We start from the raw sequence: 22,883 nt of genomic DNA on the forward strand, positions 1-22,883 counted from the left end.
CCCGGGGGGACCGGGTTCGCGGACGTCCTCCGTCCGGGCTAGTTTCGGAGACGGCGCCGTGCTGTTCCCCGTGCCGCCCGGGCCCGTGCCGAGGAGGAGTCCATGTCCCGACGTCCGGCCTCCCCCCACCCGTCCCGTACGCGGACGTGGCCGGCGGCGCTGACCGAGGAGCGGCCCCGGCCCCGGCGGATACGCGAGCGGCCCGGCGCATGGCGGCTGGCCGTGGCCACGGTGTGCTTCGGGGCGTTCATGGGACAGCTGGACGCCAGCATCGTCACGCTCACCTACCGCAGCCTGAGTGCCGAGTTCCATGCCTCGATGGCAGCCGTGGAGTGGGTGTCGCTCTCCTATCTGCTGACGCTGGTGGCCCTGCTCGTGCCCGTCGGCCGGATCTCGGACGCCCGTGGGCGCAAGCTGCTCTACCTCTACGGCTTCGCCCTGTTCACCGCCGCCTCGGCGGCCTGCGGGCTGGCGCCCTCGCTGGCGGCGCTGGTCGGCGCCCGTGTCGTCCAGGCGGCCGGGGCCGCGATGATGCAGTCCAACAGCGTGGCCCTGGTGACCACCAGCGCACCGCGCGGCCGCATGCGGGCCGCGCTCGGGGTGCAGGCGGCGGCCCAGGCGCTGGGGCTCGCGCTCGGCCCGACGGTCGGCGGGGCGCTGGTCTCGGCGGCCGGCTGGCGCTGGGTGTTCGCCGTCAATGTGCCGGTGGGCGTCGTCGCCCTGGTCGCGGGGCAGTATCTGCTGCCCAGGACCCGCAGCCGGACCGCCGCCGCCCGCTTCGACCGCGTCGGCCTGGCCCTCCTGGCCACGACGACCACCGCGCTCCTGCTGGGAGTCTCCGGCGCCTCGGGTCTGCCGTTCCCGCTGTGGGCGGTCGTCGCGCTCCTCGCCCTGGCCGCGGCGTCCGGCGCCGTGCTGTGGCGGCACCTCGATCGCAGCGAACGGCCCTTGCTGGACCCGGCGTTGCTGCGCTGCCGGGCGGTGGTGACAGGGCTGGGCGGGGCGCTCTGCTCGTATCTGGTCCTCTTCGGTCCGCTGGTGCTGGTGCCGACCGCCCTCACCGCGGCGGGCTCCTCCGAACTGGTCGCCGGCCTCGTCCTCACCGCCCTGCCGGCCGGCTTCGCGCTCGCCGCGACCGGTGCGGACCGGGTGCTGCCGCGCGGCATGTCCGACCGCGCGCGCTGTCTGCTCGGCGCGGGCGTCTGCACGGCCGCGCTGGCGGCCATGGCCGCCCTGCCGCTGACCGCGGCGGCGCTCGTGCCGCTGCTCGTCCTGCTCGGCCTGGGTCTCGGCTGCTACACGCCCGCGAACAACGCGGTCGTCATGACCGCGATCCCCACGAGTTCCTCCGGTACGGGCGGCGGGCTGGTCAACATGGCCCGGGGGCTGGGGACAGCGCTGGGCATCGCCCTTGTGACGCTGACCCTGCACCTGTCGGGGGCGGGGGGTGCGCGGTGGGCGGTGGTGGCGCTGATGCCGTTCGCGGTGCTGGCGGGAGTGGCGGCGGGCGGCGGCGCGGGGCGGCGCTGAGGTGGACTGCCCCGGCCCCGCCCTCACGCCCCCCGCAACCGCTCGATCTCCCGCCGGTCCCGCTTCGTCGGGCGGCCCGTGCCGCGGTCGCGTACGCCCGCGGCGGCGACGACCTCGCGCGGCGGGGCGGGCGGGCTGTTGTCGACGAAGCACTCCGCCGCGACCGGGGCGCCGACGCGCTTGCGGACCAGGCGGGAGACCACGACGATGCGTTCGCGGCCGACGTGGAAGAGCCGTACCTCGTCCCCGGTGCGGATCGTCTGGGCGGGCTTGGCGCGCTCGCCGTTGACGCGGACGTGTCCGGCGCGGCAGGCCGTCGCCGCCAGCGAGCGGGTCTTCGTCAGCCGCACGGACCAGATCCAGCTGTCGACGCGTACGGGGCCTTCGTCCTCAACCATGTCCCCGACTCTAGCCAGAGCGGGTCAGGAGGCCAGGGAGAGGGCCTGGACAACGAGCCCCACGTGCAGCAGCAGACACATCGCCCACCCCTCGCATACACGCCGTGACGGCCCGTGCGCCATGCCCCGGTCCCGGCGGCACGGGGGACGGGCGCGTCCCCCGGCCGGTCCACCGATCGGGGGAACGCGGGCGCCGCGCCGCCTTCCTAGCCTGGGGAACCCGCGACCGGGACCCGACGGCCCCGGACCGAGAACGGAGAACCAGATGCCCGAGCACCGAGCCCCCGTCGGCAGCACGGCCACCGTGCTGAAACTCCTGGCCCGGCAGCCGGACCGGGGCGTGACCTTCCACGAGCTCACCGCCTCCCTCGGACTGCCCGACCGCACCGTCGGCGACCTGCTCAGCGGGCTGCGCGCGGAAGGACTGGTCGAGTACGAGGCCGACTCCGGGGTGTGCCGCCCCGGCGAACCCCTCCGCCCGCCGCCCCGCCCCGGCGGACGGCCGGACTGCAACGATGTCCGCGCCGCGGCCATGCCCTGGGCCGACACCCTCGCCGCGCACAGCGGCATGAGCGTCCTGCTGGCCGTGGCCCACCCGCGCGGGGCGCAGATCATCCACCATGTCTTCCGCCCGGACAACTCGCCCCAGCGGCTGGTCACCGGGGACGTCGTCCCGGCCGGCAGCGCCCTGGCCCGGGCCCTGGGCGAGCCGTACGACGGACGGTGCGTCCGCACCGTCGACGGCCCGGGCGACGGCACCGTTACGGACACGGCGTCGCTGGCCACGGCCGTCCCCGCGCCGGACGGCGGCCGGCCCGTCGCCGCCCTGTGCCTGACCGGCCCGGGCGCCATGCTGCGCCCCACGGGCGAACGGACCCGCCACCACGAGGAGTTGCTGCGCGAGGCCGCGTGCGCGATCTCCGCGGACCTGGCGGCGGCACCGGCGCGCTGACGGGGGCGCCGCCACTTCACCGGCGTCACTCCGGTCCGGCCTCACTCCTTCAGCCCGAGGAACGAGTACCGCCCCCACGGCCGGGTCGCGGGGTGCGCCGTGCCGCTCGCCGCGTCGGCGACCATCGGCGTCATCGTCCCGTCGGCGCGCACCAGCCAGCACAGCACCGTCGACTGCGCCACGACGTGTTCCACGTCCGTCCCCCACTCCGCGACCCACCCGCCGCCGGGCACCGCGGCGACCACGGGATTGTCGGTGTCCGTCACGCCTGGGCCTCCCACTCTGCCGGTCGGCCCATGATCACGGCAGCCGGGAGCGGGACCGGGGCCCTGCTCCCTCCGTGGGCGCGTCGGTGGACTCCGGTTGCGGACGCACCACCCGTCCCTAGGGTGGAGAGCAGTCATGAAGCGCGTCCCCGGTCACGACGGCCCGCCGCAGGCGCCGGCTATCCCCCGCCCTGCCCGCCGGCTCGTCGTCGCCGCCTGGGCCCTGCTCGGCGCCGCCGTCGCCACCGACCTCGCCGACAACCCCCGCGTGACGCTCTCCCCGGCGCTCGCGACCGTGCCCGTCCTGGCCAGTATCGGGACCCGGCGGGCCCGGGTCCCCCTGCTCGCCGGCCTGGCCGCGCTGCTCCTCGTCGTCCCGCTGGCCTTCGCCGACCCGGACGTGCCGCTCGCCATCCATGTGACGTCGGCGTTCACCGTGCTGGCGATCAGCTGCATCAGCACCGCCAATGTGGTGCTCATCGCGACCCGCGAACGCGAACTGCTGCGCTCGCGCTCGGTGGCCGCCGCGGCGCAGCAGGCGCTGCTGCGTCCCGTGCCCGAGCGGATCGGCGGGCTGCGGGTGGCGGTGCGCTATCGGGCAGCGGCCGCCGACGCGCAGGTGGGCGGCGATCTGTACGAGGTACTGGAGACGCCGTTCGGGGTGCGGCTGCTCATCGGGGACGTCCGGGGCAAGGGGCTCGGCGCCGTCGAGACGGCGGCCGATGTGCTCGGCACCTTCCGGGAGGCGGCCCAGGTGGAGGCCGATCTGGAGGCGGTGGCCCGGCGGCTGGACGCGACCGTGCGGCGGCGCGGGATCGGCGAGGAGTTCGTCACCGCCGCCCTGCTCGACGTCCCGCGGACGGGCGGCCCGGTCGAGCTGGTGAACTGCGGGCACCTGCCGCCGCTGGTGCGGTCCGGCGGCGAGGTGACCGTGATCGAGGCGCCGCCGGACGGCGGCACGGATCCGCCGCTGGCCCTGCGGGAGCTGGTCGGCGGTCCGTATCACTCGGACCTCTTCCTGTTCGGCAGGGGTGACCTCCTGCTGCTGTACACCGACGGCGTGACGGAGGCGAGGGACGCGTCGGGCCGCTTCTACCCGCTGGAGCGGCGGTTCGCGGCGCTGACGGAGAGCGCGCCCGGGGCCCTGGCCGACCGGCTCCTGTCGGACCTGCTGGCCTATGCGGGCGGGGAGCTGGCGGACGACGCGGCGCTGCTGGTCATCCGCCGGGAGCAGAACACTTAGCGCAACACTTAGCAAGGAAGCCTTGCAAGTTTTCCTGATAAACAGCTAGCCTTCTTTCATGGGGCGAAGGCGCGGACGCGCGCGCCCGTCGGAAGGAAGGTGTGCTCATGAGCCACAGCGCCGGTGAACCCGTCGACGTCGCCGTCCGGACGGGTCCGGGGTCGGGGCCGGAGTCAGGGCCGGAGTCGGGGTCGAGGTCAGGGCCGGGGCCGGGCGGCGGCACCGGTTTCGGCGCCCGGTTCACCGCGGCGGTGATGATCGGCTCGATGCTCAACCCGGTCAACTCGACCATGATCTCCACGGCGCTCGTCCCCATCGGCCGGGCCTTCGGCACCGGCACCGCCGCCACCGTATGGCTCGTCGCGGGCCTCTACCTGGCCAGCGCGGTCGCCCAGCCGGCCCTGGGCCGGATCGCCGACCGGCTGGGCGCCCGCCGCGTCTACGTCGCGGGGCTGGTCGTCGTGGGACTGGCGGGGCTGGCCGGGCTGTTCGCGGACTCGCTGGGGCAGTTGATCGCGGTGCGCGTGCTGACCGGCGTCGGCACCTCGGCCGCGTACCCCGCGGCCATGGCCATGATCCGCAACCGGGCGGCCGGACCGGGCGGTTCCGGCGACCGGCCCCCCGGCACCACCCTCGGGGCCCTGACCATCGCCGCCCTGGGCAGCGCGGCCGTCGGCCCGGCCCTCGGCGGGCTGCTGACCGGGCTGGCCGGCTGGCGGGCGGTCTTCGCGGTGAACATCCCGCTCGCCGTGGCCGGCCTCCTCATGGCACTGGCCTGGCTGCCCGCGGACGGCCCGCGGAACGCGGACCGGGAGTCCCTGTGGACGGCCCTCGACCCGCCGGGCGTGCTGCTGTTCACCGCCGCCCTGCTGCCCCTGATGTTCTTCCTGACCGGCCTCGACCGGCCCGACTGGCCGCTGCTCGCGCTCGGCGCGGTCGCCGCCGGGGCCCTCGCGGTGTGGGAGCGCCGGGCCCGGCGGCCCTTCATCGACCTGCCGATGCTGGCCGCCAACCGGCCGCTCGTGCGCACCTACGCCCGGTACGGCGCCTCGTACCTCGTCATCTACTGCGTGCTGTACGGCTTCACCCAGTGGCTGGAGGAGGAGCGCGGGTACTCCGCGGCCCTCACCGGGGTCCTCATGCTGCCCATGTGCGGGGTGGCGGCGCTGAGTTCATGGGCCGGCGCGCGCCGCGGGACCGTCCGCGGTCCGCTGCTCGCCGGGACGGCGGCGATGATCGTCGGCGCGGCGGCACTGGCGTTCACCGGGCCGGGCACCCCGGTGACCGTGCTCGTCGTCATCGGCATCGTCTTCGGCCTGCCCAACGGGCTGAATTCGGTGGGCAACCAGACCGCGCTCTACGCCCAGGCGCCCGCCGGACAGACCGGGACGGCGGCCGGGCTGTTCCGCACCGCGCAGTACGTCGGCGCCGTCGCGTCCACGAGCCTCATCGGGCTGGTGTACGGGGAGCGGGCCACGACGGCCGGTCTGCACACGGCGGCGATCGTGCTGTGCGGGCTGGGGGTGCTGCTGCTCCTGGCGACCGTGGGGGACCGGGGGCTGGGCGGCGGACGGTCCCGTGGGCGCGGGGCCGGGGCAGGTCGCTGACCAGCGGCGGGGCGGGGTCGGCGGCGCCCGCGGCGGGTACGCTGGCCCGGTGACGGCCCACGAACACCAGCCCCCCTCCGCCGACGAACTGCACGACGCGGCGTCGAAGATCCGTGCCCTCGCCGGGCAGTTGACCCGGCGGCTGCGCGAGGCGTCCGAGGGCGCGGACGTGACGATGTCCCAGGCCGCCGTCCTCAGCCGGCTCGACCGTCGTGGCCCGGCCACGACGGTCGAACTGGCCCGGGCGGAACGGGTCCGGCCCCAGTCCATGGGCGCGACCCTGGCCGCCCTGGAGGACGCGGGCCTCGTCGAGCGCTCGCCCCACCCGACGGACCGCCGCCAGACGCTCATGTCCCTGACGGCGGAGGGCCGTCGGCAGCTGACGGAGGTGCGCCGGACGCGGGAGGGGTGGATCGCGCAGGCGCTGCGGGAGGGGCTGGACGACCGGGAGCGGGCGGTGGTGGTGGAGGCGGTGGATCTGCTGGCGCGGTTGGTGGAGGAGGGGTGAGTTCTGCCCCACCGGGCAAAATCACCCGGCAGCGGCCAGCAGCCGCGCCTCCATCTCCTCCCCGATCCCCACCGCCGGCCAGTCCCCCCGCAGCGGCGGGCGTCCGCCGACCGACCGCAGCCACGCCCACGTGTCCGCGACCGTCTCCTCCACGGGCCGGCACCGCAGCCCGGCCGTGTGCGCCTTCTCCGCGTTCCCCTCGTAGATCCCCTCCCGCGTCGGCCCCTCCGGGAGCCACAACGGCAGCCCGGTCCACGGCTCGACGCCGGCGGACAGGACCGTCTCCGGCCGTATCCAGCGCAGTTGGGCGTCGGAGCCGGTGACGCGGACGCACGCGTCCAGCAGTCGGCCCATCGTCGCGTGGCCGGGACGGCTGATGAGGCTGTACGGGCCGCCGAGCCCGCGCGCGGCCGCGTCCAGGCTCCAGGACGCGAGGTCGCGGACGTCGATGTACTGGAGCCCGGCGTCGCGCGGGCCGGGCACCGGCACCGGGCCGCCGCGCGCGAGGCGCAGCAGCCACCAGGGCAGCCGGCCGATGTTCTCCCAGGGCCCGATGATCAGTCCGGCGCGCAGCAGCAGGGCCCGGTCGCCGAAGGCGTCGAGCGCGGCGAGTTCGCCTCCGCGCTTGGCCTGCGGGTAGGGCACGTCACCGGCGTCGGGCGAGCCCTCGACGACGGGGGCGTCCTCCGTCGCCCCGGCGGCGACCGGCTCGGGGTGGACCGAGCGGCTGGAGACGTACGCGTAGCGCCCCGCCCGTCCGGCCAGCAGCCGCGCCGCGTCGCGGACCGCGCCCGGCGCGCCCGACCAGGTGTCCGCGACGATGTCCCACTCCCCGTCGGCGAGGGCCGCCAGGCCGCCCTCGGCCGTCCGGTCGCCGTGCAGGACGGCCGCGCCCGGCGGCGCCGGGTGGCGGCCGCGGTGGAAGACCGTCACCTCCCAGCCGCGCGCGAGCGCGTCCTCCGCCAGTGCACGGCCCACGAATTCCGTTCCGCCAAGGATCAGCAGTTTCATGCCCCGACCTTGCACGACGTCCGTCCCGGCCGGAAGATCCGCATGCTCAGGGCGGAATCCGGGGAGGGGTGATATCCGGGAGAAGGGCGGGGAATCGTGACGGAACGACGCGTGGTCGTGATCGTGGGGGCCGGGGTCGCGGGCACGGCAGTGCTCTGGCATCTCGTGGACGCGCTGGGGGGCGCGTCCGGGCGGCGGCCGGAGGTCGGCTCGGTCGTCGTCGCCGACCCCTCCCCCGCCGGCCGGGGCCTCGCCTTCGGCGAGGACGATCCGCTGCTGATGTGCAACAGCGCCGCCGACGCCAACTCCCTGCTCCCCGACCGCCCCGATGACTTCGTCGACCATCTGCGCGGGCTCGGCTGGACGGGCAAACCGGACAGCTGCGTCCCCCGGGCGCGGATGGCCGACTACTGCCACGACCGCTGGGCGCGGGCCCGCGACCTGGCCGGGGAGCAGGGCGTCGCCGTCCGGCACGTACGGGCGGCCGTGCGCTCGGTCCGCCCCGGCCCCCGGCCGGTCGTCACGCTCGACACGGGTGAGCGGGTCGTGGCGGACGACGTCGTCGTCGCCACGGGCGTGCACCGGCCGCGCGTCCCGGACGGCTTCGCGGATTTCACCGCGCACCCCCGCTACCTCGACAGCCCCTACCCCGTCGAACGGCTCCGCGCGCAACTGGGCACCGGACGCCGGGTGCTGGTCCTCGGATCCCGCCAATCGGCCGTGGACGCGGCCCTGTTGCTGTGCCGCGACGGCCACCGCACGACGATGGCCTCCCCGTCCGGCACCCTGCCCGCGGTGCGGACCTCCCTGCACGCTCCCGCCCGCGACTTCCCTCCGCTGGAGCGTCTGGCCCGTCTCGACCCCGCGGACCCGCTGCTGGCGGAGCGGATGACGCGGTGCGTCGTGGAGGCCGTCCGGCTGCTCGGGGGCACGCCGTTGCGCCGGCAGACCTCGCGGGCGGCCGACCCCGTCCGGCGCCTGGCCGAGGAGACGGCCCTGGCGGAGGCCGGGGCGGTCCAGTGGCCGGGGGTCGCCGCGGCCGTGATCGAGGCGTTCACGGCCTTCGCGGAGGGCCTTCCCCCGGACCGCCGACGGACGCTGACGGAACGCTTCGCGTGGTTCACCGACCGCTACGTCACGGCGCTGGCCGCCGTCAACGCACGCCGGCTGCTCGTCCATTTCCACTCGGGGGAGCTGGAGTTGGCCGCCACGTACCCCCGTTCGGTGTCGTTCGGGAACGGAACATGGCGGGTGGAGTGGCCCGGATCCCGATCCCCCACCGGCGTCTTCGACCACGTCGTCAACGCCACCGGTTTCCACCCTCCCGAGCTGTGGTGGGCGGACGGGGGCGCCGAGCTGCGGCTCGTCCCCCACGGCACGGATACCGTACGGCACTTGGGCCCGGACCTGCGCGTGCGCCGGGAGCCGGGGGCGCCGCCCGAACGCGTCTGGGTGGCCGGCGTCGGCACGCACCCGCGCGTCCCCTTCTCCAACTTCCTTCCCACGGTGGCCCGGCAGGCCCGCGCCGTGGCCCGGCAGGTCGCGGCAAGTGGCGGGTTCGAGTCCTTGTGAGGGCCGCCGCGGCCCGGTGGATACTGGCGCCGCGCCCGGTGTTCCCGGCGTTCCCGTTGCTGCCCATGGAGGGGTGACCCATGGCGATGGTCCGGACGAGAACCGGCAGAGGCGACGGCAGGGGCGGGGTCCTCAACCTGCCGCGGACGGCGACCGGCATCGACCAGTTCTTCCACGCCGTGCGGGCCAGGAAGCCCCGGCGCGGGCACGGGCTGCCCGGGGAGCCGCGCTGGCGCGGCGACTACGTCGTCCCGGACGCGGACGGGCCGCGGGTCGCGCTCCAGGAGTTCGGCTACGCCTCGCGGGAGCTCGGCCGGGCGCACGGCCGGGTGGACGACACGGCGCTCGTCGGCCCGTTCCGGCTGCTGACGCCGGAGGGGCTGGACTGTCTCGCCGAGGTCTGCGACCGCCTCGAACCGGCCGCCGGGGCCAGCCGGTTCATCGCCACGCGGCGGGTGCGCAGCGCGGACCTGATGTCCCCCTTCATCAACAACATGATCCGCGACCGGGCCTTCCTGCTGGCCTGCTCCCGGATCGTCGGCGTCCCCCTGATCCCGCACCCGCTGCGGATCCCCACGGCGCAGATCAACTACTTCGAGGGCCACGGCGGCACCCCGGAGATCGTGCGCTGGCACCGCGACGGCATGGACTACGTCTTCACCATCCAGCTCAGCGACGGGGACTCCTACGAGGGCGGCCGCTTCACCTACTTCCAGGGCCGCACCGGGGAGTTCGACGACGTGACCGGGCACGACCCACGGATCCGCGAGGCGGACTGCCGGGCACGCGGGGCGACACTGTTCCTCCACGGGAGCCGGATCTTCCATGCGGTGACACCGGTGACCCAGGGGCGCCGGGTGACGCTGGTCGTCTCGCTGTTCTGCCCGTACTTCGCGCGGCAGGACTCCAACACGTTCTGGCACCTGGCGGGGGACGACGGGATTCTGGCCACGGTGCCGGGGTGGGTGCGGCTGAAGTGGCCGGTCGAGGACGCGGCGATGGACTTCGCGCTGCGGGCGGGGAGTCCGGTGGTGACGTGGGAGGACGTGCGGGGGTAGGGGGCGGCGGGGCGCGGCAGCGTGTCGGAGGCGGTGGTCACGGCCGCTGTTCTGCATGACATCGGCTACGCGCGCGAGGCGACCGCCACGTACTCAGCGCAGGTCCAGCAGCATCACGTCATGCAGCACAGCGCCCTCCCACGGCCTCGCTTCGCCGACCTTGCGATACCCCCACGCCTGATAGGCGGCCGACGCTGCCTTGCAGTCCTGGCGCACGTTGAGCAGCGCCCGCTCGGCGTCGGTGCCCTCGAGCAGGGCCTCGTGCAGACGGCGCGCAATCCCTTGCCGACGCCATGGTCCGCGTACGGCGAGTTCCATCAGGCCGAAAGTGCGGCGTCCGTCCTCGCGGCGCATGTCGTCGGTTACGGGCTCGGTCAGTTGGTCCCACCAGCCCGTGCCGGGGCCGAGCGGATAGCCGTACGCCATGCCGACGGGCTCGTCGTCCTCAGTATGGGCCAGGGTGGCGCGGAAGGTCGGTTTGCGCGTCTGGGACCGGAAGCGCCGGAAGGTGGCCGCAACGTCGTCCGCGGTTTCGTTGTACGGCGGATCCGCGAATACTTCCGCGTAGATCAGCCTGAACGCGGCCTCGACCCGCGCAGCGGCCATCCCGTCCATGCGTCCTACCGTGATCGTTCCTTGCTGTCTCACATGACGCTCCCTCGGATACGCTCTCCGCACTCGCGGGCAGTGACGCTGTCGACGCCGGCAGCCGCCCGCTGGAACTCCCGGATCTTGCCCAGCAACCGCGGCGAGGCGATAGCGCCGCATGCGTCGAGCACGGCGGTCATCTCCGCGCATGCTTCTTCGACTTCCCCGGCCTCCAGCAGTACCCGCGCGAGCTTCACCCGGTACGAGGTGCTGTTGCGGGCGAGGTCGTCACCCATGGCGCGCACGGCGGCCCGGAGGAACGGAACAGCACGTCCGGGCTGCTGGGCCCGTACATACATGTCCGCCGTCGCGTAGTCGATCTCGAACGGGCCGACGAACCGGGCCCACTTCGGCACCTCGACGTCCGCGTCTGCGCGCCCCTGGTGATTGACGGCCCGACTCAACGCCCGCCTTGCTCCGGAGAGGTCTCCCGCGTGGGTGGTCACGTTGGCATCCCGCAGGGCGATCACCAATCGCACGGTGTGCCCGGCTCCCGCCCGCACGGCGATCCGATAGGCGTTCTCGACCGCGCTCGCGGCCTCCCAGACCCGGTCTCCCTTGATCGCGAGGAGTACGAGCGTCTCCAGCACGGAGACCTGCAGCAGGGAGTCATCGACGAGCTGTGCCGCTGCGAGGGCTTCCATGCAGGCGGCGCGCCCTTGACCGATACGTCCGCCGTCGTAGCCGTACCAGGCCCGGTGACCGTGCAGTTCGGCGAGCATGGTCTGCAACTCACGACCGATCCGGCCGGTGTACGAGGCGTCGGCGAGGGTGCCCATGATCTCGCCCTCGATGCGGTCCGCCTGCGTCATGGCCGGCACGCTGCCGACCGTGTGGTCCGTCTTGTACAGGCCGTCGAGTCTCGTACGCAGTCGAGCAGCATCGGCCGAGCCGAAACGCGGGCCCGGTCGGGTCGGCACCAGGGCCACCGCTGCGAGGGCGCCGGCGTCGGCCACGAACGTCCTCCGTCCTACCTCCCCAGGGTCGCTGACCGGCGCCGAGACAGTGACGCGATGCCGGGGGACGTCGAAACCCATCTCGACGAGCGGGACGCCGAACATCGCCTCCAGCACGATCTGTTGGCCCGGGTGAGGGAGCGGAGGAGCCTCGCCTTCCCATCGGCGCAGCTGACGCACGCTGACGGAGGCGGCGATGCCGATACGCGCGGCTTCCTTGGCGAACGCCTTCACAAAGGACTCCTGTGTATATCCGGCATCCTGCCGTAACCGCGACAGCCCTCTCACGGCCTTGCCCGTCATGAGCTTCCCCTCACACCGGTTGTCGTCCCCTCTCACCGTAGCCACATGGCTCCCTTGGCGGGCGAAAACGTCCGCCTAAACGTCCGGTCCTCCGGCCCCCGGAGCGCCCGCCCAGACGGTGCACTGGGTGATGCACGACGCGACGGGTGCAACTACTCCAAGGAGATAGCCGGTGGATGAGGAACGCCTTGCCGTGTTCACGGTGGGCCCGTCGGGCACGGCCCGATGGGCGCCCGCGCCCGACATTCCGGTCGAGGATGCCTCATGCGACCGCTGAATCCCGCGCCGCCCTTGCAGCATGCAAGCGGCCCGCCCGCCTACCCCACGCGGGACGAATGCGGCATCTGTGGACGGTTCCGGAGCGCAATCAACGGAGCCGTCGGACGCACCCAGTGGGCCAAGGTATCCGGCGCGACCACCGAACTCCGCGCGGCTCAGAAACAAGAAGCGGAGTACCGGAAAGGGTGGGCCGACCACCTCTCGCAACTGTCCCACAAGGATGGGTGACAGCCACCCCCAAAGCCCCTGCCTCTCCGCCGAACCGCCAACACGTGACAACTCCTCGACCGGCGAGAGGCAGGCCGGCCGCTTCACAGATCAGCGGCCCGCGCGGGCAGTTCGTTCTCTCTCCCCCCGTCGCCCTGCATCCCAAAACCGTGACTGAGAAGGAAGACAACACCAGTGACGAAAGCCGATCGACCGGACTTGGAGAGGGCATGGAGACACGTGGTGACCACCCCGCTGGGGCCAGGTCCCGGCCCCGACTACGCCGTCCCGCCCGACGCGCCAGGACCGTACTGTCCGTTCTGCCGCCGAATCGACACCGGCCTCGCGCAGGCCGTACAGAGGGGCGATGTTACGGCTGAGACGCGGATCGCCCGGCAGCGCGCGGCGCACTGGTCGAGTGCGCATCCGACGGTCCAGTGGTGAGCACGGCCTGGTCCGGCCTCCGGACCGATGACATGCTCTGCCCCCACGGCGGTCACAGTCTCAGACCACTTCACGCGGGCGTGTACTGGTGCAACGAGCACGGGGTCACGATCGTCCGCAAAACCCTGTGCTCCTTGTCCGTCCTCGCGCCCGTTCGGCCCGACAACGCGCCCCTCGCGCTCTCGCAGACAGCCGATTGACCGACCTCCATGAAGGAGGCAGTGAAGGTGAACGACCTCACCACCTGGGCTTCCACACTGGTGTCGGCCGTGGACGCCGACAACCTCGCCCGCCCCGAAACATCCTGTCGGGACGCCCGCACTCCGCGTGCCCTGGCCGGTGCTCCTGCCGACATCCTCGACCATGTCGCCCTGGTCTACGAGGACTTCCAGCGCTGCAGCGCCTTGCCACTGGGCCGACTGCGCTCGGATACGGTCGCCCACCGGCTGACCGTGCACGAGGACGGCGGCAACATCCTGGTCGCTCGCATGGTGGTCCCTGGCGGCCCCTGGCCCGGGCATTACGGTCTGGAAGCCGTGGCCTTCACCGCGGAACGCGCCGTGATGCCCGGTGCATTCCCACCCTGCGAGGACCGCGGCCAAGTCCTCACGTTCGGACGGATCATGGCCGCGTCGAAGGCGTACACCGCCCGCGCCTCCGGCGGCGCCGTTCTCTTTCCCGAACAGCTCGCTGTCACCGAGCGTCCTGCCCGACAGTCCTTCGGGGTCGTCTTTCTCGACCGGTTGACCACGCTGTTCCGTGATCGAGTCCTTCCGCTCATCGACGACCGGCATGAAGGCATGCATGCTTTCCCTCTCCGCACGCTCCGGCAACTGGCCTTCCTCGCCCACGAGTGGGGCCACCGCCAGGGGCCCGGCGCGGAGCCGGCCGTCCCGGCCCGCAGCCGGCGCTTGGCTGCCGTAATCGCCGAGCTCCGCGCCGACCTCGAAGCCCTCGCCATGCTGGAGACCTGCTCCGAAACCTGGGCGCCATGGGCAGCCGGCGTCCTGATCGCCGATCGCATCGCCCGCGAGGCATGGCTCCGCCGTCCGCAGGCGCAGGTGGACGCCATCGCCGCCCGCCATTTGCTCGCCCTTCTCCTGCACCACCGAGCCGTCACCCTGACCTCCGACCACCGCATCGTGCTCCACCTCGGACAGGCAACTTCCTTCCTGCATCAGGAACTGAGGACAGTGCGACGCGTTGTGGAAGAGCTTTCGGCGGGAGAGACGAAGGCAGTGGACCGCTATCTTTCCAAGTGCGGCTGGGCCGTCACCGACAGGGCCACGTGCTACCGCGAGCTGGAACAACCCATCGCCCGATACCTCGGCTACCAAGCCTCCATGAAGGAGACCACCAGTGCGTGATCAAGCGATTGAGACGTATCTGAACGAGCTTGCGGCCAAAGTCCCGGCGCCGGGCGGAGGTGCCGCAGGGGCTCTGCACGCCGCCCAGGCCGCCGCCCAGGCCGCCATGGTCGCCCGCTACAGCACCGGTCCGAAGTACGCCGACCATGAGGAGGCAGTCGCCCGGGTCATGGAGCAGGCGGACGTTCTGCGCGAGCGGGCACTCCAACTCGCCACGGAAGACGCCGCCGCGTTCGGCTCCGTAGCCGACGCCTACAAACTCCCCAAGGACACCGACGAGGCCAGGGCCACCCGCTCGACCGCCATCGCGGACGCCCTTCTCGGCGCCGCCCGCCCGGCCGAAGCCACCATCACTTGCGCCGCCGACATCGTGGCCCTGGCCGAGAAGCTGCTGCCCATCGGCAATCGCAACGTCATCACCGACATCGGCGCCGCAGCCGAAGCCGCACGGGCGGCAGCCGCAACCGCCCGCCTCAACATCGAGATCAACCTCTCCGGTATCAAGGACCCCGACGCCCGGACCGCGCTGCTGCGCTCCGCCGCCCTCGTGGACGCGTTGACCGACCGTGCGGAACACATCACCGCCACCGTGCGCAAGGAGATCGCCAGGTGACCGCCAAGCCCCTCTCCGGCAAGGAACTCGCCGTAGCCATCCGCGCGGACGTCAGTGCCCGGGCCGCCCGTCTCGCCGAGGCCGGCTTCCCGCCGCGTCTGACCGTGGTGACCGCCACCGAGGACGAGTCCTCGGCCTGGTACGTATCCTCCATCGCCAAAGCCGCTGCCAAGGCCGGCATCACCTGTGACGTCCTCGACCTCGGCCCCGACGCCGGCGCCGACAACATCCGTCACACGCTGCGGGAGCTCTCGGCGGACCCAGCGGTGCACGGCATCATCATGCAAACCCCGCTCCCCGACGGCGTCCGGCTCGACGATGTCGCCGAGGCCATCGGCATCGAGAAGGACGTGGACGGCGCCAACCCCGCCTCCCTCGGCCGCCTCGCCGTCGGCCACCCCTCTTTCGCCCCGGCCACCGCCGAAGCCGTGATCGAACTCCTCGACCACCACGCCGTCCCACTCTCCGGCTCCCATGCTGCCGTCGTCGGCCGCTCTGCTGTGGTGGGCAAACCCCTCGCCCATCTCCTGCTCAACCGCGACGCCACCGTGACCGTCTGCCACTCGCGCACCCGCGACCTGCCTGCCATCACCGAACGCGCCGACATCCTCGTCGCAGCCGTCGGCCGCGCCGGTCTCATCACCCCCGTCCACATCGGCAAGGACGCCGTGGTGATCGACGTCGGAACCAACGCCACCGACGACGGCCTCGTCGGCGATGTCGCCCCCGAAGCCGCGGAGACAGCCTCGGCGCTCACGCCTGTGCCCGGCGGAGTCGGCCCCGTCACAACTGCCCTCCTTCTCCGGCACACTGTGCAGGCCGCGGAGCAACAATGCGCTTGATCCCCAGGGAAGAACTCCGGTGACGAAGGGCATAGTGCCGTTCTAGGGTCCGGTTCATGACCTCTACGGACAGCACCATGGACGAGCGGGCGGATGTGACCATCCGCTGCCAGGACACCCCGTCCGTCGGTGTGAAGTTCTGCGACCGGTTCAGCTACGACAGGGACTCGGTGCACTACGCCGTCGAGGCATGGGCCCCGGGGCTGACTGCTCGCGTCAACGAAGCGGTGGCCTGGGTGTGGGACAGCGATCTCGCGCCCTTCCTGGAGGAGTTGGCCGCGGACTATCGGGGGTGGGACGGCGAGCGGACGTGGCGGACCGATGACCGGGCCCTGGCTGTCTCGGCCGTTTTCCGGTCCGGTGGGCACGTCGGTCTGACGTGGACGCTGCGCCCGTGGACGAACGCCGCGGGTGGATGGGACGCCTCGGTGACCACGTGGCTGGAGGCCGGGGAGCAGATGTCGTCCTTCGCCGCCGATGTACGGCACTTCCTCGCGGGGTGAGCGCCGTGTCCGACGACTTCCGGATCACCTGGACGCTGTCCGGGCGCGGCTGGGCCGACTGCACGGTGATGACGGACACCGCGGAAATCCCGCTCACCGTCTCGTACATCAGCAACGCGCCCGAGGATCTGCTGACTGCCGTGGCCCGTCTTACCGCCGGTGGGACAGAGGCGCGTGTGGAGTTCGAAGCGGAGCCGACGGTGTTCCGGTGGGTCTTCTACCGGGAAGGCGACACCGCGTGGCTCCGCCTGCTGGAGCTGCGCGCATACGGGGAGCACGACAACGCCGGAACCGAGCTGTGGTCCGGAGCGCTGAGTGTGGGCGACCTTGCCCATGCGGTGGTCCGTTGTTTCGACGAGGTCGTGACGATCTACGGCGAGAGCGGCTACCGGGGCAAGTGGGGCGATCACTTCCCCCGGGAGGAACTCGAAGCACTCAGGCGCGGTCTGCGGGCGCATCGCTCGGCCGATGATCGGTGATTCGGCCGACGGCGGGCAGGACGGGGCACTCTCAGTGCCCGCCCGTCACCCGCAACCCCCGCGGCACCAGCCACACCACCAGCACGGTCACCACCACCACGATCCCCGCCGACACATACGCCGTCGTCGTCAGCGCGTCGTCGAACGCCGTCCGTGCCGCCGCGAGGACGAGGCGGCCCGTCTCCCCGCCGATCCGGTCCGCCACCTCCACCGCGCCGCCGACCGACCCCCGGGCCGTCGTCAAGTCCCCGCTGTGCAGCGGGAGTCCGGTCATGTGGCGGGTGAAGACCGCTCCGTGGATGCTGCCCAGGAGGGCGACGCCCAGGCCCACGCCGAGTTCGTAGGCCGTCTCGGAGACGGCGCCTGCCTGGCCGGCGCGTTCTGCCGGGACCGAGGAGACCAGGACCGAGGCGGCGGCGGTCATCGCCAGGCCGTCGCCGAGGCCGAGCATGGTGAGGACGACGGCGACGACGGGGTAGGAGTTCGGCTGCGGGGTCAGGGCGAGGACGAGGAACGCGGCGACCAGGGCGCCGAGGCCCATGGCCAGGACCGCCCGTACCCCGAGCCGGTGCATGATCCATGGTGAGCAGAGCGAGCCGGCCAGCATCGCCACGGCCGACGGCAGTGTGCGCAGCCCCGCCTGGGAGGGCGAGTAGCCGTGGACGTACTGCAGCCACAGGGACATCAGGAAGAGCGCGGAGCCGATGGCGAGCATGGCCAGCAGCGTGGCCAGGGCCGCGGCGAGGAACGGGCCGTTGCGGAACAGCCGTACGTCCAGCAGGGGATCGTGCGCCGCCAGCTGCCGGCGGGCGAAGAGCGCCAGCAGTACCAGGCCCAGGAGCAGGACGATCACGTCCACGGCGCCCGGGGTGCCCTTGGCGACGTGTTTGATGCCCCAGGCCAGGGCCACGATGCCGGCGACGGAGAGCAGGGCGGCGGACCAGTCGAGCGGACCGGACTGGGGGGCGCGGTACTCCGGCAGCAGGCGGATGCCCGCGAGGACGGTGACGACCACGACCGGGACGTTGACCCAGAAGGCCGCCGCCCAGCCGTAGTGTTCGACGAGCACCCCGCCGATCAGCGGGCCCACGCAGGCCCCCGCGCCCGCCACCGCCGCCCAGATGCCGATGGCCAGGGCCCGTTCGCGGGGGTCGGTGAAGACGGTGCGGATCAGGGAGAGGGTCGAGGGCATCACCATGGCGCCGCCGATGCCCAACAGGACGCGGCCGGCGATCAGTTGGGCGGAGCTGTCCGACGTGGCGGCCAGGACGGAGGCGGCGCCGAAGAGCACGAAGCCGGCCAGGAAGAGCCTCTTGCGGCCGAAGCGGTCGCCGATCGCGCCGCAGGTGACCAGCAGTCCGCCGAGGACGAGTCCGTAGATGTCGATGATCCAGAGCTGGGCCATGCCGCCGGGGCGCAGGTCGGCGATGAGGGAGGGCAGGGCCACGTTGAGGATGGTGGCGTCCATGGCCACCAGAAGGAGGCTGGCGCAGAGGACGGCGAGCACGGCCCATCGGCTCGCGCCCCGCGCGGGAGAGGTCATTCCAGCAGGCCGCGGCGCATCGCCTCGGCGACGGCGGCCGCGCGGTCGGACACCCCGAGCTTCTCGTAGAGCCGCTGGGTGTGGGTCTTGACGGTGCTCGCCCCCAGATAGAGCTCGGCGGCCAGCTGCGGGATGCTCTTGCCCTCGGCGAAGCCGCGCAGCACCTGCCGCTCGCGCTCGGAGAGGATCGCCTCGTCGCGGTCGGCGCGCAGCCGGATCTCGTCCACCAGCCCGTCGGAGAGGTCCTCGGAGACGATGTGCTTGCCCCGGGCGACCTTCAGCACCGCGTCCACGATCTCCGACCGCTTGGCGTCCTTCGCCAGATAGCCCGCGGCGCCCTCCTGGACGGCCCGGTAGACGACGGCGCCGTCCGTCGTCGCCGACAGCAGGATGGTCCGGGTCGGCAGACCGTCGCGGACGGTGGCGTGGATGACGGCGATCCCGTCCATCTTGGGGATCCGGTAATCGATGAGGGCCACCTGGGGCTTGTGCTCGCGGATGGCCTCCAGGGCCGCCGCGCCGTCCTCGACCTCGGCGACCACCTTGATCCGCCCGCTGAGCTGCAGCCCCCGGGTGATCCCCTCGCGGTAGATGGGATGGTCGTCGGCCACGACGACGGTCACCTGTGTTCCGGAATCGGACTCCATGTCCTCGTCACTTCCGTTTTCCGCTTTATCCCCCCATTTAGCCCCCTGCGTCGAGCATAAGTGCGTTCGGCCGGACGGGCCGCTCCGGGCGGCGGCGGACGGCTCCCCCACCGGACCGGCCGAAAGGGGGACCCGTCCGGTTCCGTGCCTCTCCTAGCGTGGAGTTTTCGTGCACCGCTTCGTGCACCGCTTCGTGCATTCGCCGAGGTGGGAGGAGTTGTCATGTTCGACGTCACGGCCGACCGGGCGCCCCGCGTCGTCGTCGGCGTGGACGGTTCGCCGAACAGCGTCGTCGCCCTGCGCGCGGCACTGACCGAGGCCCGTCGCCGGGCGGCCGAGCTGTACGCGGTCACCGCGTACCTTCCGGCGGACGGCGCCTGGGCCGTCGGCCCCGGCCCGTATCCGGACCCGGACCGGCGCAAGGCCGCGGCCGCCCTGGAGCGGACCTGCCGGACGGCCCTGGGCACGGGCCCCGAGGCCGCGCCCTTCTCCGCGGTCGTCGTGCGGGGCCGGGCCCGGTGCGTCCTGACCGCCCTGGCCGACCGTCCGGAGGACCTGCTGGTCGTCGGCGTCGGCCGGCAGGGACCGGTCCGGCGGCTGCTGCGGCCCTCCCTCGCCCGGGACTGCGTCCGGCACGCCCGGTGCCCGCTGCTGCTGGTGCCGGCGCCCGGCCTGGCCCGCGACTACCGCAAGGGGCTGCGCCGCTGGAACGGCTGGCTCGGCCGGCAGGCGGACGACATGGTCCGCACCGCCCTGGGCGACGGCGCGGCACGCACCTGAACGACGGCCGGCCGACCCCGCCGTCCACCGGAGGACCGCCCGGCCGCCCGATCCCGGGCCCCGGAGGCGGACGCCACGGTGGCGGGAGAGGCCGATCGAAGCGATCGATGAGCGATGAGAAGCAGTGAGGAGTGAGCGGGATGTCGGAGACGATCGAGCGGGTCGTCGTGGGAGTGGACGGTTCGGCGGGCAGCATCGCGGCCCTCAGGCAGGGCGCGCGGGAGGCCGCCCGGCACGGCGCGGTCCTGTGCCCGGTGTTCGCCTGGTCGCCGCCCGGCGGGGAGGCCGCGGACGCGGTCAACCCGGCGCCGGCCGACGTCCGCGCCCACTGGGAGCGGGCCGCGGAGCGGCGGCTGCGCCGCACCTGCGAGGCGGCGCTCGGCCCGGCCCCGGCCGGTGCGGAGGTCCGTCCCCGGACCGTACGCGCGGACGCCGGGCCGGCGCTGGTCGCCCTCAGCCGTCACGACGCGGACCTGCTGGTGATGGGCGCCGGGAGCCACGGCGTGCTGCACCGGTTCCTCCGCGGTTCGGTGACCCGGCACTGCCTGAAGCACGCGAGCTGTCCCGTGCTGGTCGTCCGGCCCGAGCCCGAGGCGGCCGACGGCCGGATCACCGTCACGGCGGGGCCGGGCCGATGACCCGGCCCCGCCGGAGGTCAGGCCTGGCTGCCGGCCAGCTTGTGCTCGTACGAGACCTTGGGGAAGTCCCAGGTCTTGTCGAGGACCTTCGTCCCGAAGACGTTCAGCCTGGCGAAGAACGAGCCGGTGAGCTCGCCGCCGCCGTACAGGGCCCAGTCGGCCTTGGCGTCGTTGAGGGTCTTGTTGATGGACTTGGGGTCCTGAACGCCCTTGGGGTCCTTGGGCTGTTCCCCGCCGGCCGTGCCGTGCACGGTGGCCTTCAGATACGGCATGACGTCGGCGGCGACGCCGACCGCACCGTACAGACCCAGTTCGGCGTGGGTCCCGACGCCGCCCTTCAGCGTGGCCGAGCCCTCGACACGGGTCGGGGTGCCGGTCGTGGTGGGCTCGGTTCCGGAGAGTGCGCTCCAGCCCTTGTCCGCCTCGTACTTGGCGCCGACCTCCAGACGGCCCTTGGTGTCCTGCTCGGCGTCCAGCGTGACCTTCCCGTCGGCCGAGATGTCGTAGAAGTAGTTCACCTTGAGGTTGAGCACGATCGGCACCGGGCCCACCCACACGGTCTTGTTGACATCGACCTCGGCGGCCGGGATATGCAGCGGCTTGTGGCCGGTGTCGTACGAGGCGGTGCCCTCGGCGTGGGCGGCGAAGCCGTAGTCGTAGTCGGCCGCCAGGCCGATGGTCGCCTTCGACGGCTGGACCGAGTACCAGTGGGCCCGCTCGTAGGCGAACAGCATCTCCGGCTTGAGGTCCAAGTGGCCCTTGAGTGCGGAGGAGTGGCCCTCGGTGGGCTTGACGCCGGACGGCATCGGCACGTCCACGTCGAAGCGGATGCCCTGTCCGCTGCCCTGCGGGGCGGACTGCGGGGCGGACACCTTCCCGCCGCCGTCGGGGGACTTGACCTTCAGGTCGGCCGCGGTCAGCGGGACATGGACGTCGGCCTTGCCGTCGCCCAGCGCGTCGGCGAGCGTCGCCGACTCGGTGTCGACGGAGACCGAGCCGCCCGGCTGCGGGTGCACGGCCTTGACCTTCACCAGCACGCCCTGCGGCGTCACCGCCGTCGCGGGGCCGGCGATCACATCGCCGGCGCGGAGCTCCGCGGGGCTGCCCTTGACGCCGTTGGACGAGGAGCCGGCCGACAGGACGGCATGGCCGCCCGAGGCGTCGTAGCCCGTCAACCGGGCTCCTCCGACCTGCACTTGGCCGGTCTTCCCCTCGGCGTTCGGCCGGACGACGGTCACGGACTGCTTGTCGGACGGACCGTCGCCCAGCGACAGGGACGGCGGGGTCCGGTCCCCGTCGGAGCCGCCGGTGGCGGCGGACGCGGGGAGTGCGGCCAGCGGTACGGCCATCCCGGCCAGCAGCACGGGAACGAGCAGGGAACGGCGCGAGAACTTCATGGACTTCCTTCCGGGCGGGGCCGTTTCGAGCACCTCCCCCGGACCCCGCTGTCTCCTCGCGGGACCGCCCCTCGGCCACGGGTTCACTGAAACCCGGCGGCGGGGCGGGGATCAAGAAGAATTCACCGAAGCACAGATAGGCAAGAGCTATGGCACAGGCCACGGAACCGGAGCGCAGCGCGAGCAGCCTGTCCCTGCGCCAGCTGGAATACCTCGTGACCGTGGTGCACGAGGGCCGGCTGACACGGGCCGCCGAGCGGCTGCATGTGACGGAGCCCACGGTCTCCCAGCAACTGCGCACCCTGGAACGGGCGGTCGGCACCGCCCTCCTGGAACGCCGCCCCGAGGGCGTGCGCCCCACGGAGGCGGGCGCGGCCTTCCTGCCCTACGCGCGCACGACCCTGCGCTGCGCGCAGGAGGCGACCTCGGCGGCGCGCTCGGCGGCCCGCGGCAGACGGCGGGCACTGCGCATCGGCACGGTGCACGCGGCGCTGCCCGCCGCGCTGCTGCCGGGCGTGCGGCGGTGGACCCTGGCCCACCCCGCGGCGCCGGTCTGCGTCCGTCCGCACGGCAGCCGCTCGCAGCTCCAGGACTCCGTCGCCGCGGGCGCGGTGGACCTGGGCGTGGGGCCGCGGCCCGTCGGATGGGACGGGCGGGTCCTGACGCTCGGCACCGAGGAACTGGTGATCGTCTGTCCCGAGGACGACGAACTGTGCGGGCGCACGGCCCACTTGGAGGACCTCTCCGGCCGGCGCTGGATCGGCCACCAGGGGCACGGCCCGGGCGAGGCGTTCGCCGAGGCGTTCCGGGCGGCCGGTTTCCATCCCCGGATCGCCGTGGAAGTACCGCAGGCCGAGGCGGCCGTCACCCTGGCACGCCAGGGCGTGGGCCTCACCCTCGTCCCCGCGGACGCCCTGCCCCCGGACCTGCGGAAGACGGCGGCGCACCCCGCCCCCCGGCTGGTGCGCGAGCTCACGGTCTACACGGCGGCGCACCCGCGGGACGAGGCCCTCGCCTGTGCGACGGCGCTGGCGGACGGGGCGGGGGAGGGAACGAGGGACGGCGCCGCGGACTGACGCCTCCCGGCGCCCT

At 73.2% G+C, this 22,883-nt stretch carries 23 protein-coding genes; 15 read left to right on the top strand and 8 right to left on the bottom strand.

Going from position 1 to position 22,883, the window contains the following annotated elements; all coding sequences use genetic code 11:
- Window positions 1-102: 102 nt before the first annotated feature.
- Window positions 103-1,530: an MFS transporter gene (locus AB8735_RS05920; RefSeq protein WP_372405801.1), complete on the top strand. Its 1,428-nt coding sequence runs from the start codon at window positions 103-105 to the stop codon at window positions 1,528-1,530.
- 23 nt (window positions 1,531-1,553) lie between these two features.
- Here AB8735_RS05920 and AB8735_RS05925 read toward each other — a convergent pair whose 3' ends face one another.
- Window positions 1,554-1,928: an RNA-binding S4 domain-containing protein gene (locus tag AB8735_RS05925; RefSeq protein WP_372405802.1), complete on the bottom strand. Its 375-nt coding sequence runs from the start codon at window positions 1,926-1,928 to the stop codon at window positions 1,554-1,556.
- A gap of 265 nt (window positions 1,929-2,193) precedes the next feature.
- Between AB8735_RS05925 and AB8735_RS05930 the strand changes: the two genes are divergently transcribed.
- Entirely contained in the window at window positions 2,194-2,880 is a 687-nt protein-coding gene (locus AB8735_RS05930) for an IclR family transcriptional regulator (protein ID WP_372405803.1), read from the top strand.
- A 41-nt stretch (window positions 2,881-2,921) separates the two neighbouring features.
- Here the strand turns inward: AB8735_RS05930 and AB8735_RS05935 are convergent, their stop codons facing one another.
- Window positions 2,922-3,146, bottom strand: a complete 225-nt coding sequence (locus tag AB8735_RS05935; protein WP_344022801.1) for a hypothetical protein — start codon at window positions 3,144-3,146, stop codon at window positions 2,922-2,924.
- A 136-nt stretch (window positions 3,147-3,282) separates the two neighbouring features.
- Between AB8735_RS05935 and AB8735_RS05940 the strand changes: the two genes are divergently transcribed.
- The 3 genes from AB8735_RS05940 to AB8735_RS05950 all read left to right on the top strand — a co-directional run bounded on the left by AB8735_RS05940 (window position 3,283) and on the right by AB8735_RS05950 (window position 6,504).
- A complete protein-coding gene (locus AB8735_RS05940; RefSeq protein WP_372405804.1) occupies window positions 3,283-4,389 on the top strand; it encodes a PP2C family protein-serine/threonine phosphatase in 1,107 nt (368 codons plus the stop codon).
- Between the two features lie 107 nt (window positions 4,390-4,496).
- Window positions 4,497-5,996, top strand: a complete 1,500-nt coding sequence (locus AB8735_RS05945) for an MFS transporter (protein ID WP_372405807.1) — start codon at window positions 4,497-4,499, stop codon at window positions 5,994-5,996.
- Between the two features lie 49 nt (window positions 5,997-6,045).
- Complete coding sequence (locus AB8735_RS05950) at window positions 6,046-6,504, top strand: MarR family transcriptional regulator (RefSeq protein WP_344022795.1); 459 nt, start codon at window positions 6,046-6,048, stop codon at window positions 6,502-6,504.
- Window positions 6,505-6,525: 21 nt separating this feature from the next.
- Here the strand turns inward: AB8735_RS05950 and AB8735_RS05955 are convergent, their stop codons facing one another.
- Complete coding sequence (locus AB8735_RS05955) at window positions 6,526-7,515, bottom strand: NAD-dependent epimerase/dehydratase family protein (RefSeq protein WP_372405809.1); 990 nt, start codon at window positions 7,513-7,515, stop codon at window positions 6,526-6,528.
- A 96-nt stretch (window positions 7,516-7,611) separates the two neighbouring features.
- Here AB8735_RS05955 and AB8735_RS05960 point away from each other — a divergent pair, with 96 nt between their 5' ends.
- Both AB8735_RS05960 and AB8735_RS05965 read left to right on the top strand, forming a co-directional pair.
- Window positions 7,612-9,087 (top strand): FAD/NAD(P)-binding protein, encoded by a 1,476-nt coding sequence (locus AB8735_RS05960; protein ID WP_372405811.1) that lies wholly within the window; start codon window positions 7,612-7,614, stop codon window positions 9,085-9,087.
- A gap of 80 nt (window positions 9,088-9,167) precedes the next feature.
- On the top strand, window positions 9,168-10,145 hold the full coding sequence (locus AB8735_RS05965) for a hypothetical protein (RefSeq protein ID WP_372405813.1): 978 nt from the start codon (window positions 9,168-9,170) through the stop codon (window positions 10,143-10,145).
- Window positions 10,146-10,238: 93 nt separating this feature from the next.
- On the opposite strand, the gene AB8735_RS05970 is transcribed toward AB8735_RS05965, so the two are convergent.
- Window positions 10,239-10,760, bottom strand: coding sequence for a GNAT family N-acetyltransferase (locus AB8735_RS05970; RefSeq protein WP_344022785.1), 522 nt, complete (start codon window positions 10,758-10,760; stop codon window positions 10,239-10,241).
- 29 nt (window positions 10,761-10,789) lie between these two features.
- On the bottom strand, window positions 10,790-11,983 hold the full coding sequence (locus AB8735_RS05975) for a hypothetical protein (protein ID WP_372405815.1): 1,194 nt from the start codon (window positions 11,981-11,983) through the stop codon (window positions 10,790-10,792).
- A 1,226-nt stretch (window positions 11,984-13,209) separates the two neighbouring features.
- On the opposite strand from AB8735_RS05975, the gene AB8735_RS05980 reads away from it, so the two are divergent.
- Genes AB8735_RS05980 through AB8735_RS06000 form a run of 5 tightly spaced genes read left to right on the top strand, consistent with a single transcriptional unit; the run spans window position 13,210 to window position 16,786 of the window.
- Entirely contained in the window at window positions 13,210-14,349 is a 1,140-nt protein-coding gene (locus tag AB8735_RS05980; protein WP_372405817.1) for a hypothetical protein, read from the top strand.
- The gene (locus AB8735_RS05985) at window positions 14,342-14,962 is read left to right on the top strand and encodes a cyclodeaminase/cyclohydrolase family protein (RefSeq protein WP_372405818.1); all 621 of its coding nucleotides are present in this window, start codon (window positions 14,342-14,344) and stop codon (window positions 14,960-14,962) included. Before AB8735_RS05980 ends, AB8735_RS05985 begins: the two co-directional genes overlap by 8 nt.
- A complete protein-coding gene (locus AB8735_RS05990; protein WP_372405820.1) occupies window positions 14,959-15,804 on the top strand; it encodes a bifunctional 5,10-methylenetetrahydrofolate dehydrogenase/5,10-methenyltetrahydrofolate cyclohydrolase in 846 nt (281 codons plus the stop codon). The genes AB8735_RS05985 and AB8735_RS05990 overlap by 4 nt, the downstream gene beginning before the upstream one ends.
- Before the next feature lie 56 nt (window positions 15,805-15,860).
- Complete coding sequence (locus AB8735_RS05995) at window positions 15,861-16,307, top strand: DUF6228 family protein (protein ID WP_372405821.1); 447 nt, start codon at window positions 15,861-15,863, stop codon at window positions 16,305-16,307.
- 5 nt (window positions 16,308-16,312) lie between these two features.
- The gene (locus AB8735_RS06000) at window positions 16,313-16,786 is read left to right on the top strand and encodes a hypothetical protein (RefSeq protein WP_372405823.1); all 474 of its coding nucleotides are present in this window, start codon (window positions 16,313-16,315) and stop codon (window positions 16,784-16,786) included.
- A gap of 31 nt (window positions 16,787-16,817) precedes the next feature.
- Here the strand turns inward: AB8735_RS06000 and AB8735_RS06005 are convergent, their stop codons facing one another.
- On the bottom strand, window positions 16,818-18,329 hold the full coding sequence (locus AB8735_RS06005; protein WP_372405825.1) for an MFS transporter: 1,512 nt from the start codon (window positions 18,327-18,329) through the stop codon (window positions 16,818-16,820).
- Window positions 18,326-18,976, bottom strand: a complete 651-nt coding sequence (locus tag AB8735_RS06010) for a response regulator transcription factor (RefSeq protein ID WP_344022751.1) — start codon at window positions 18,974-18,976, stop codon at window positions 18,326-18,328. The genes AB8735_RS06005 and AB8735_RS06010 overlap by 4 nt, the downstream gene beginning before the upstream one ends.
- 222 nt (window positions 18,977-19,198) lie before the next feature.
- On the opposite strand from AB8735_RS06010, the gene AB8735_RS06015 reads away from it, so the two are divergent.
- On the top strand, window positions 19,199-19,756 hold the full coding sequence (locus AB8735_RS06015) for a universal stress protein (protein ID WP_372405827.1): 558 nt from the start codon (window positions 19,199-19,201) through the stop codon (window positions 19,754-19,756).
- Between the two features lie 140 nt (window positions 19,757-19,896).
- On the top strand, window positions 19,897-20,394 hold the full coding sequence (locus AB8735_RS06020; protein ID WP_372405828.1) for a universal stress protein: 498 nt from the start codon (window positions 19,897-19,899) through the stop codon (window positions 20,392-20,394).
- Window positions 20,395-20,411: 17 nt separating this feature from the next.
- On the opposite strand, the gene AB8735_RS06025 is transcribed toward AB8735_RS06020, so the two are convergent.
- Window positions 20,412-21,791, bottom strand: coding sequence for a hypothetical protein (locus tag AB8735_RS06025; RefSeq protein WP_372405831.1), 1,380 nt, complete (start codon window positions 21,789-21,791; stop codon window positions 20,412-20,414).
- Window positions 21,792-21,940: 149 nt separating this feature from the next.
- On the opposite strand from AB8735_RS06025, the gene AB8735_RS06030 reads away from it, so the two are divergent.
- On the top strand, window positions 21,941-22,867 hold the full coding sequence (locus AB8735_RS06030; RefSeq protein WP_372405832.1) for a LysR family transcriptional regulator: 927 nt from the start codon (window positions 21,941-21,943) through the stop codon (window positions 22,865-22,867).
- Window positions 22,868-22,883: the final 16 nt, after the last annotated feature.

The sequence above is a fragment of the Streptomyces luteireticuli genome (assembly GCF_041519305.1).
Lineage (GTDB): Bacteria > Actinomycetota > Actinomycetes > Streptomycetales > Streptomycetaceae > Streptomyces > Streptomyces luteireticuli.

What these genes read in the sequence shown, in the direction of transcription:
- AB8735_RS05920 (WP_372405801.1), top strand. Translation starts at nt 103, where the DNA reads ATGTCCCGACGTCCGGCCTCCCCCCACCCGTCCCGTACGCGGACGTGG.
- AB8735_RS05925 (WP_372405802.1), bottom strand. Translation starts at nt 1,928, where the DNA reads ATGGTTGAGGACGAAGGCCCCGTACGCGTCGACAGCTGGATCTGGTCC.
- AB8735_RS05930 (WP_372405803.1), top strand. Translation starts at nt 2,194, where the DNA reads ATGCCCGAGCACCGAGCCCCCGTCGGCAGCACGGCCACCGTGCTGAAA.
- AB8735_RS05940 (WP_372405804.1), top strand. Translation starts at nt 3,283, where the DNA reads ATGAAGCGCGTCCCCGGTCACGACGGCCCGCCGCAGGCGCCGGCTATC.
- AB8735_RS05945 (WP_372405807.1), top strand. Translation starts at nt 4,497, where the DNA reads ATGAGCCACAGCGCCGGTGAACCCGTCGACGTCGCCGTCCGGACGGGT.
- AB8735_RS05955 (WP_372405809.1), bottom strand. Translation starts at nt 7,515, where the DNA reads ATGAAACTGCTGATCCTTGGCGGAACGGAATTCGTGGGCCGTGCACTG.
- AB8735_RS05965 (WP_372405813.1), top strand. Translation starts at nt 9,168, where the DNA reads ATGGCGATGGTCCGGACGAGAACCGGCAGAGGCGACGGCAGGGGCGGG.
- AB8735_RS05970 (WP_344022785.1), bottom strand. Translation starts at nt 10,760, where the DNA reads ATGGACGGGATGGCCGCTGCGCGGGTCGAGGCCGCGTTCAGGCTGATC.
- AB8735_RS05995 (WP_372405821.1), top strand. Translation starts at nt 15,861, where the DNA reads ATGACCTCTACGGACAGCACCATGGACGAGCGGGCGGATGTGACCATC.
- AB8735_RS06005 (WP_372405825.1), bottom strand. Translation starts at nt 18,329, where the DNA reads ATGACCTCTCCCGCGCGGGGCGCGAGCCGATGGGCCGTGCTCGCCGTC.
- AB8735_RS06010 (WP_344022751.1), bottom strand. Translation starts at nt 18,976, where the DNA reads ATGGAGTCCGATTCCGGAACACAGGTGACCGTCGTCGTGGCCGACGAC.
- AB8735_RS06015 (WP_372405827.1), top strand. Translation starts at nt 19,199, where the DNA reads ATGTTCGACGTCACGGCCGACCGGGCGCCCCGCGTCGTCGTCGGCGTG.
- AB8735_RS06020 (WP_372405828.1), top strand. Translation starts at nt 19,897, where the DNA reads ATGTCGGAGACGATCGAGCGGGTCGTCGTGGGAGTGGACGGTTCGGCG.
- AB8735_RS06025 (WP_372405831.1), bottom strand. Translation starts at nt 21,791, where the DNA reads ATGAAGTTCTCGCGCCGTTCCCTGCTCGTTCCCGTGCTGCTGGCCGGG.
- AB8735_RS06030 (WP_372405832.1), top strand. Translation starts at nt 21,941, where the DNA reads ATGGCACAGGCCACGGAACCGGAGCGCAGCGCGAGCAGCCTGTCCCTG.